This window comes from Streptomyces laculatispora (assembly GCF_017353455.1).
GTDB lineage: Bacteria > Actinomycetota > Actinomycetes > Streptomycetales > Streptomycetaceae > Streptomyces > Streptomyces laculatispora.
The window spans coordinates 1-9,062 of record NZ_JAFMPZ010000076.1; the positions used below are offsets into that span (position 1 = coordinate 1).

The 9,062-nt window shown below is 72.0% G+C and carries 3 protein-coding genes and 1 pseudogene; 3 read left to right on the plus strand and 1 reads right to left on the minus strand.

Translation table 11 applies throughout. The features are described 5' to 3' along the window. From J1C73_RS03830 to fxsT, 3 genes and pseudogenes are all read left to right on the plus strand, one after another. Positions 1–975 (plus strand): annotated as a pseudogene (locus J1C73_RS03830) (hypothetical protein); the annotation flags it as partial. Further along, positions 965–2,266, plus strand: coding sequence for a CHAT domain-containing protein (locus tag J1C73_RS03835; RefSeq protein WP_207315081.1), 1,302 nt, complete (start codon positions 965–967; stop codon positions 2,264–2,266). The pseudogene J1C73_RS03830 and the gene J1C73_RS03835, both read left to right, overlap by 11 nt. Next, complete coding sequence (gene fxsT, locus J1C73_RS03840) at positions 2,256–5,585, plus strand: FxSxx-COOH system tetratricopeptide repeat protein (protein ID WP_207315082.1); 3,330 nt, start codon at positions 2,256–2,258, stop codon at positions 5,583–5,585. Before J1C73_RS03835 ends, fxsT begins: the two co-directional genes overlap by 11 nt. Positions 5,586–5,660: 75 nt before the next feature. Here fxsT and J1C73_RS03845 read toward each other — a convergent pair. Next, a partial coding sequence (locus J1C73_RS03845; protein ID WP_207315083.1) for a multifunctional oxoglutarate decarboxylase/oxoglutarate dehydrogenase thiamine pyrophosphate-binding subunit/dihydrolipoyllysine-residue succinyltransferase subunit occupies positions 5,661–9,062 on the minus strand: 3,402 nt, incomplete at its 5' end.

Consider the following 9,062-nt stretch of genomic DNA (forward strand, 5'->3'; position numbering starts at 1 on the left):
GGCCCGGACCGTCCGCCTCCGGACGCCCGCCCCGCCCCTGAACGGCCCTTGGAGGCAGGCTCGTTCGTCCAGGAACCGGAGACCGCAGTCTCCCTCGGCCCGGCCCCGGTCCGGGGCGACCGGCCGGGTCCCTTCTCCCCGTACCCGGAGGACACCGCGGGTCCGGGGCCCGGCGGGGCCACGCTGCGGATACCCGCACGCCGGGCCGGGGGCGCCCGTGCCTCCCGAGGCGCCGTCGTCGGGGTGCGGCGGGCCCGCGACCTGTGGGACCTCGCCCCGGTCCGTACCGCGATGGAGGCCGCGAAGTACCGGGCGATACGCGGCGGCCGGGGCCGGCTCGTGATCGTCCCGCAGGACCTGCGCGGCTACGTCCGGGCACCCGAACCCGTCCGGACGCTCACCCTCGTACTCGACCACACCTGCCGCGGGGACTGGGACTGGAACCCGGCGCTCGAACCCTTCCTGCAGTGGGCCTATGTCACCCGGGCCGCCGTCCATGTCGTCGAGGTGGGTGCCCGGGGAGCGGCGAACGAGCTGCGGGCCGGGTCGTTCTCCGCCCGGTCCACCAGGGACCCGAGGATCGCCGCCGCACTCGCCAGGCCGGCCGGCCGCGCCACCCCGCTCGCCCACGGCCTCGACCAGGCCGGCAGCGCCCTGCGCCGGGCCTTCCGGCACCACCGCGCCGGACTCGTCGAGGCCCTGCTCGTCGTCGTGACCGACGGGCGGGGCAATGTGCCGCTGGCCGCGGGCCGTACCGGACGCCTTGGCCCCGGTCCGGCGGGACGGACCGGGACGACGGACGCGGTGCGGGCCGCGGAACGGATCGGCGCCCTGAGCCCTGCCCGGCTGCACAGCGTGGTGATCGACCCGGGGCGGCGGCCGTACACCGCGCTGCCCGCCGAACTCGCGGAGGCACTCGGCGGCAGCGTGATCGCGGCGGAGGCCGACGACGAGGGGGCGAGCCGTGCGCGATGACGCCCTCGACGTGATCCGGCGCCTCGGGCGACGGGCCGGACAGGTGCTGCCCGCCCCACGGACCGCCGTGCCGGCCGGCGCGAGTACCGGCACTCCGCTGGGACTCGGCGCGGTCGCCGTCGACGCCAAACAGGCGCCCGACACGATGTACGCCCGCATCAGGGTGCGGCGACGGCGCCCCTCACCGGGCCTGCCGGAGGCGTTCGGCTTCGAGGCCTGGTGCCGCGGCGTCCCGCCGCTCCCGTACACCTCGGGCGGCGGCCAGCGGCGCCCGGCGGCGATCAGCCTCGGCAACGCCCGGCCGGGCGGCGAGCCGCCGTCGGAGCTGCTCCGCTCGATCCGCCGCTGGTCGCTGAACCAGGGCCCGTTGACCGGCTGGATCAACCGGTGCCGGCAGGTCCACGGCGACGCCCTTCAGCTGGTGATACTCGACCAGACCGGCTTCGATCTGCCCTGGGAGGCACTCACCCTGCCACCGGTTCCGGAGGCGGGACTTCCCGGCGGAATGCTCGGGATGCTCGTCGACCTGGCGCGCTGGTTCGACGCGGTCCGCGGCGGCGACGACTTCCCGACCGATGTCGCGGCCCCGGCCGGTGCGGTGCTCGGCTACTTCCACCCGGACATGGGCGCCGACCGGGACGTCTTCCGCGGCTACCGACACCGGCCGCACTCCGGCATCGTGTCCTTCCTGAGAAGCCTCGACGAGACCGCCGCCGACCCGACCGGCCTGGTCTACATGGGCTGCCACGGAACCTTCGACCAGGAGCTCAGCAACCTCACCCTGGCGGACGTGACCTGGGCGGAGTACCACGACCACGGCATGCGCCTGCTCGGCCGGGACGGTTCGCTGGTCTGTCTCAACGCCTGCCACTCCGGCCGCTTCCTCGACCACGACGGGGACGGCCGGCAGTATCTGCGGGGCTTCACGGAGGTCTTCCTCGGTAACGGGGCGGGCGGCTGCATCGTCACCGCGGGGAAGGTCGGCGACGCCGAGGCCCGCGAGCTGATCCGCCGGCTCGTCGAGACGGTGACCGCCGACCCGGACCGGCCGGTGGCCCGCGCGCTGCGGGCCTTCCGGGCAGCGGCCCACGAGACCTTTCTCGCCGAGGGCGGGATTCCGCTGATGGTCCGGGACGACGGCACGTTCGACGAGCGGGGGCAGCGCAACGCCCTGCGGCTGCTCTACAGCCTGATGTTCCAGTACTACGGGCACCCGCTCAGCACGCTTCACCTCACCGGCCGGTACGCGGACGGCCCGCGCGCACGGGAGGAGGCCGAGCATGAACGGTGACGAGCGGCCACTGCTGATCGAACCCGTCGTGGGCTGGCTGCGCGAGGTCGGCCCCGGGGCCGTCCAGTGTGTCGGCGTCGACCTGCGCGGCCCGCTGAACGCCCGCAACGAGGAGGACAGCGAGGCCTGGCCGTACGAGGAGGAGGAGCTCGCCTTCAGCGTCTCCCTGGACGGCGCCCCGCACTTCGTCTGTGAGGTGCTCGACGACCCGGGACTCGTACTGCACCGCTTCGGCGGTACGTACGGCCCGGCGAGGTTCCTCGTCACCGCGGGCACCGCGACCGGGCCCGCCGTGCTGCGGCTGACCATCTCCAACCAGTGGGGCGCACCGGTCCGCAGGGACGAACTGCACTGCCGCATCCAGGAGTCCGCAGACCCGGACGGCAGCCGGGTCCGCCCGCCCGGCCGGTGGCTGCCGGGGCCCGGCGCGGACCCCGACGGGTCCGGGAACACCGCACCGCCGGCCGGGACCGACACCGCGGTCACCCTCAGTTTCGCCGACACCGACCGGGCCTGGGCGGCGTGGACCGCGGACCGCCTGGAGCGGCGCGGGGTGACGGTCCGCCAGCAGCGCTGGGACCCCCCGGCGGGCGTCTCGCCGACGGACGGGCTGCGCGAGCTGGCACGCTCCCGAGGCCGGATCCTGCTGCTGCTCAGCCGCCGCTACGTCCAGCTCGGTGGCCACGGCCCCGACGCGTGGGACCGGGCCCTGCACGAGGTCGTCGGCCCCGACCGGGACCGGTTCGCGGCGATCTGGTTCACGCACTCCACCCCGCTGGGAGGCGCGGTCTCCCTGCTGGACCCGCTGGAGCTGTACGGCGCCGATGCCGACGACGCCGAGCACCGGCTGCTCGTCCGCCTGGGGCTGCCCACCGGTCCGCTGCCCGAGGACGTCGCCGCCAGGCCAGGTCCCCACCACCCGGCCCACACCCCTGAGGTGTGGGGCGGGGTGCCGCGCCGCAACACCCGCTTCACCGGCCGCGAGGAGTTGCTGGGCGGCCTCTGCGAGGCGTTCCACACGGGCGGGCCCGGCGCCGTCGTCACCCTGTCCGGGATGCCGGGGGTGGGCAAGACGCAGCTGGCCGCCGAGTATGTCCACCGGTTCGGCTTCGAGTACGACGTGGTGTGGTGGGTGCCCGCCGACCGGCGTGCCCTCTACCGTCAGAAGCTCGCCGAACTCGCCCCGGAGCTGGGCCTGTCCACCGGCGCCGAGTACGGCGAACGGCTGCGCGCGGTGCGTGACTCGCTGCGCCGCGGCGATCCGCACTCCCACTGGCTGCTGGTTCTGGACGGTGCGGACGAGCCGGAGCAGATCTGGGACCTGGTGCCGACGGGCCCCGGTCATGTCCTGATCACGTCCCGCAACCCCGAGTGGGGTGACCACAACAGCGACCTGGTCGAGGTGCCGGTCTACGACCGTGACGAATCGGTCGCCTTCATCCTCCGCCGGGCCCCGCGCCTCACCCGTACCGAGGCCGACCGGCTCGCCGAGGGGCTGGAGGACCTGCCGCTGCTGCTCGACCAGACCGCGGGCTGGCTGAACGACTCCGACATGTCGGTCGAGGAGTACATCGAGCTTCTCGGTGGCGGCATCGACCAGGACGTCGTCAAGGTCTCCGCCGACTTCCCGCTAACCTTCCGGACCGCCTGGTCGATACTGCTGAACAAGCTCAGGGACACCGTCCCCGAGTCCGTCGACCTGCTGCGCCTGTGCGGCTTCTTCGCACCCGGCTCCATCCCCGTACGGCTGCTGAGGGACATGCCTCCGGGCGGGCTGCCCGAGCGGCTCTCCGGCCTGATGAACGACCCGCTGCTGTGGAACAGGGCGATCAGGCAGCTGCGCCAGTACTCGGTGGTGTGGCTGGAGTTCCAGGACTCCGACGGCGGCCTGTCCGTGGCGTCGATCCACCTGCACCGCATGGTCCACCAGATCGTCCGCAAGGACATGCCGGAACGCGACCGCCGCGCCTACGCCGACGTCGCCCGCCGCGCCCTCGCCGCCGCGGACCCGGGCGACCCCGCAGACCCGGGCCGCTGGCCGGAGTACGCGGCACTCACCCCCCACCTCAAATGGGCCGAGGTCCTGGACAGCGAGGACCCGAACGTACAACAGCTCGTCCTCAACTGCCTCCGCTACATGTACCTTTCGGGCGAGTACGGCAGCGGCGTCCGGTTCGCCGCCCCCGCGATGGAATCCTGGCAGACGCTGCTCGGCCCGGCCCACCCCCGGATCTGGGACCTGCGCCATCACTACGCCAACCTGCTGCGCGCCCTCGGCGACTACCGCACCAGCGAGGCCGTGGAGCGCACCACCGCCGAGTTCCTGGCTGCCGAGCGCGGCGAACTGGACCCGGACCACCTGCGGGCCGCCGGCGGGCTCGCCGCGGATCTGCGGGGCCTGGGCCGCTACCAGGAGGCCTTGGAACTCTCCGTCTCGATCCGGGACCGCGACCGCCGGCTGCTGGGGCGGGACGACCCCCGGACCCTCAACGCGGAGAACAACCTCGCCGTGTCGCTGCGCCTGCTCGGCCGGTACGAGCAGGCACTGGAGCAGGACGAACTCACCCTGGAACGGCGGCGGTCCGTCCTGCCGCCGCAGGCACCCGCCACGCTGTACTCGGAGATCAACCTCGCCATGGACCTGCGGCTGCTCGGCCGGCACCGGGAGGCGGAGGTCGCCCTGCGGGAGACGGCCGGACGCCATCTGCGCCGGATGGGCGGCAACAACCCGCAGACGCTGCGCGCCCAGTACCACCTGACGCTCTGCCAGTACGCCCTGGAGGGCGCTGATTCCGCCCTTCCGGCGCTCACCGCGACGAGGGACGGCTCACTGCGGCTCCTGGGCGAGCACGATCCGCTGACCCTGCTGATCACCGCGGCCGCGGCCGGCGCGGAACGGGAGGCGGGCGACCCCCGGCAGGCGCTGCGGCTGCACGAACAGGTGGTGGACGGCTACCGGCGGATGCTGGGCGACCGGCACCCGTACACGATCGGCGTCGAGGGCAACCTCGGGCTGATGCGCTGGACCCTGGGCGATCCGGAGGCCGCGGGCTACGAGACCGAACGGGCCCGCGTCCTGATGGCCGAGGCGGTCGGGACCGGGCACCCGTGGGCGATCGGGTGCGCGCTGAACGCGACGATCCTCAGGATGAGGACGGGGCGGACCGAGGAGGCCCACGCGCTGGGCGGGGCGAACGGTCCACGGGCCACCGAGGCGCTGGGCCCCGGCCACCCGCTCAGCATCGCCTGCCGGGAGGCGGATGATCCGGTGCGGGCCGGGTCCCTGGCCTTCTGGCCGTTCGAGCCGCTCATCATCTGAGGACCCGCGCCAACGCCGGGGGCCCGGCACCGCGATCGTCTCGCGGTACCGGGCCCCCGGTTCATGAGGTGCCGGTCAGGCCTCGAAGACCTCGTCGGCCAGCTGGGCCTGCTCGGCCTGGTGACGCTTGGCCGAGCCGACCGCGGGGGACGAGCCGCGCGGCCGCGAGATGCGGCGCAGGCGCTCACCGTGCGGGACGTCGGCGCCGACGGCCAGATCCAGGTGGTCGATCAGGTTCAGGGCGATGAACGGCCAGGCACCCTGGTTGGCCGGCTCCTCCTGGGCCCACAGGTACTTCTCGGCGTTCGGGTACTTGGCGATCTCCGCCTGGAGCTCGGCACCCGGCAGCGGGTACAGGCGCTCAAGACGGATGATCGCGGTGTCCGTGACGCCGCGCTTCTCGCGCTCGGCCTCCAGGTCGTAGTAGACCTTGCCGGCGCAGAAGACGACCTTGCGGACCGCGTTCGGGTCGACCGACTCGTCGCCGATCACCGGACGGAAGCCGCCGGTGGTGAACTCCTCCACCTTCGACGCGGCCGCCTTCAGCCGGAGCATCGACTTCGGGGTGAAGACGATGAGCGGCTTGTGGTGCGGGTTGTGCACCTGCCACCGCAGGAGGTGGAAGTAGTTCGACGGCAGCGTCGGCATGGCGACCGTCATGTTGTCCTGCGCGCACATCTGGAGGAAGCGCTCCGGGCGGGCGGACGAGTGGTCCGGGCCCTGGCCCTCGTAGCCGTGCGGCAGCAGCAGCGTGACGCCGGAGGTCTGGCCCCACTTCTGCTCGGCCGAGGAGATGAACTCGTCCACGACGGTCTGCGCGCCGTTGACGAAGTCACCGAACTGGGCCTCCCAGATGACCAGCGACTCCGGGCGGGCCAGCGAGTAGCCGTACTCGAAGCCCATCGCCGCGTACTCGCTGAGCAGCGAGTCGTAGACGTTGTACCGGGCCTGGTCCTCGGAGAGGTAGAGCAGCGGGGTGTAGTCCTCGCCGGTCTTCTGGTCGACGAGCACCGCGTGCCGCTGGCCGAACGTGCCGCGGCGGGTGTCCTGGCCGGCGAGCCGGACCGGGGTGCCCTCCATCAGCAGCGATCCGATGGCCAGCGTCTCGCCCATGCCCCAGTCGATGGTGCCGTTGTCCACCGAGGCGGCGCGGCGCTGCATCTGCGGCATCAGGCGCGGATGGACGGTGATTCCGTCGGGGATGTTGACCTGCGACTCGGCGATCAGCTTCACGACCTCCGAGGACACTGCGGTGGTCACGGCCACCGGGAACTCGGCCTGGACGTCCGGGACATGCGGCTGGGACGGCGCGGAGGTGGCTTCGCGGACCTCCGCGAAGACCTTCTCCAGCTGGCCCTGGAAGTCCTGGAGCGCCTGCTCGGCCTCCTCCAGCGTGATGTCGCCGCGACCGATGAGGGACTCGGTGTAGAGCTTGCGCACCGAGCGCTTCTTGTCGATCAGCGTGTACATCTGCGGGTTGGTGAACTCCGGGTTGTCGCCCTCGTTGTGACCGCGGCGGCGGTAGCAGATGAGGTCGATGACGACGTCCTTGTTGAACGTCTGCCGGTACTCGAAGGCGAGCCGCGCGACGCGGACCACGGCCTCCGGGTCGTCACCGTTGACATGGATGATCGGCGCCTCGATCATGCGCGCGACGTCCGTCGCGTACATCGAGGAGCGTGAAGCCTCCGGGGCGGCGGTGAAGCCGACCTGGTTGTTGATCACCACGTGCACCGTGCCGCCGGTGCGGTAACCGCGCAGCTGCGACATGTTCAGCGTCTCGGCGACGACGCCCTGGCCCGCGAAGGCCGCGTCGCCGTGGAGTGCGACCGGCAGGACCGTGAAGTCCGTGCCCGCCTTGTTGATGATGTCCTGCTTGGCGCGGGCGATGCCCTCCAGGACCGGGTCGACCGCCTCCAGGTGCGAGGGGTTGGCGGCCAGCGAGACCTTGATCTGCTCGCCGTCCAGACCGGTGAAGGTGCCCTCGGCGCCCAGGTGGTACTTGACGTCGCCGGAGCCGTGCATCGAGCGGGGGTCGAGGTTGCCCTCGAACTCCCGGAAGATCTGCGCGTACGACTTGCCGACGATGTTCGCCAGCACGTTCAGCCGGCCGCGGTGGGCCATGCCGATGACGACCTCGTCGAGGCGCGCCTCGGCCGCGGAGTCGATGACCGCGTCGAGCAGCGGGATGACGGACTCGCCGCCCTCCAGCGAGAACCGCTTCTGGCCGACGTACTTGGTCTGCAGGAACGTCTCGAACGCCTCGGCGGCGTTGAGCCGGCGCAGGATCCGCAGCTGCTCCTCGCGCTCCGGTGCGGGGCGCGGACGCTCCACCCGGTCCTGGAGCCACTTGCGCTCCTTCGGGTCCTGGATGTGCATGAACTCGATGCCGGTGGTGCGGCAGTACGACTCACGCAGCACACCGAGGATGTCGCGGAGCTTCATCAGGGTCTGCCCGGCGAAGCCGCCGACCGCGAAGTCCCGCTCCAGGTCCCACAGGGTGAGGCCGTGCTCGGTGATGTCCAGGTCGGGGTGCTTGCGCTGGCGGTACTCCAGCGGGTCGGTGTCGGCCATGACGTGGCCGCGGACCCGGTAGGAGTGGATCAGCTCGAAGACCCGCGCGGCCTTGGTGACGTCGTCGTCGTGCGAGGCGTCGATGTCCTTGAGCCAGCGGACCGGCTCGTAGGGGATGCGGAGCGCCTTGAAGATCTCGTCGTAGAAGTCGTTCTCGCCGAGCAGCAGCTGGCTGAGGATCCGAAGGAACTCGCCGGAGGCGGCGCCCTGGATGACCCGGTGGTCGTACGTCGAGGTCAGGGTCATGACCTTCGAGATACCGAGCTTGTTCAGGGTGTCCTGCGACGTGCCCTGGAACTCCGCCGGGTAGTCCATCGCGCCGACACCCATGATGAGGCCCTGTCCGGGCATCAGGCGGGGCACCGAGTGAACGGTGCCGATGCCGCCGGGGTTGGTCAGCGAGGCGGTGACACCGGTGAAGTCGTCCATCCCGAGCTTGCCGTTGCGGGCCCGGCGGACGATGTCCTCGTAGGCCTGCCAGAACTCGAAGAAGTTGAGCGTCTCGGCCTGCTTGATGGCCGCGACGACCAGCTGGCGGTCACCGTTCGGCTTCACCAGGTCGATGGCCAGGCCGAGGTTGACGTGCTCCGGCTTGACCAGGGTCGGCTTGCCGTCCTTCTGGGCGAAGGAGTAGTTCATCGCCGGCATGGCCTTGAGGGCCTGCACCATCGCGTACCCGATGAGGTGCGTGAAGGAGATCTTCCCGCCCCGGGCGCGCTTGAGGTGGTTGTTGATGACGATGCGGTTGTCGAAGAGCAGCTTCACCGGGACGGCACGGACGGACGTGGCCGTCGGCAGCTCCAGCGAGGCGTTCATGTTCTTCGCGACCGCGGCCGAGGGGCCGCGCAGCGTCACGTACTCCGGCCCGGCCGGGGCCTCGGTGGCCGGAGCGGCGGCGGCCTT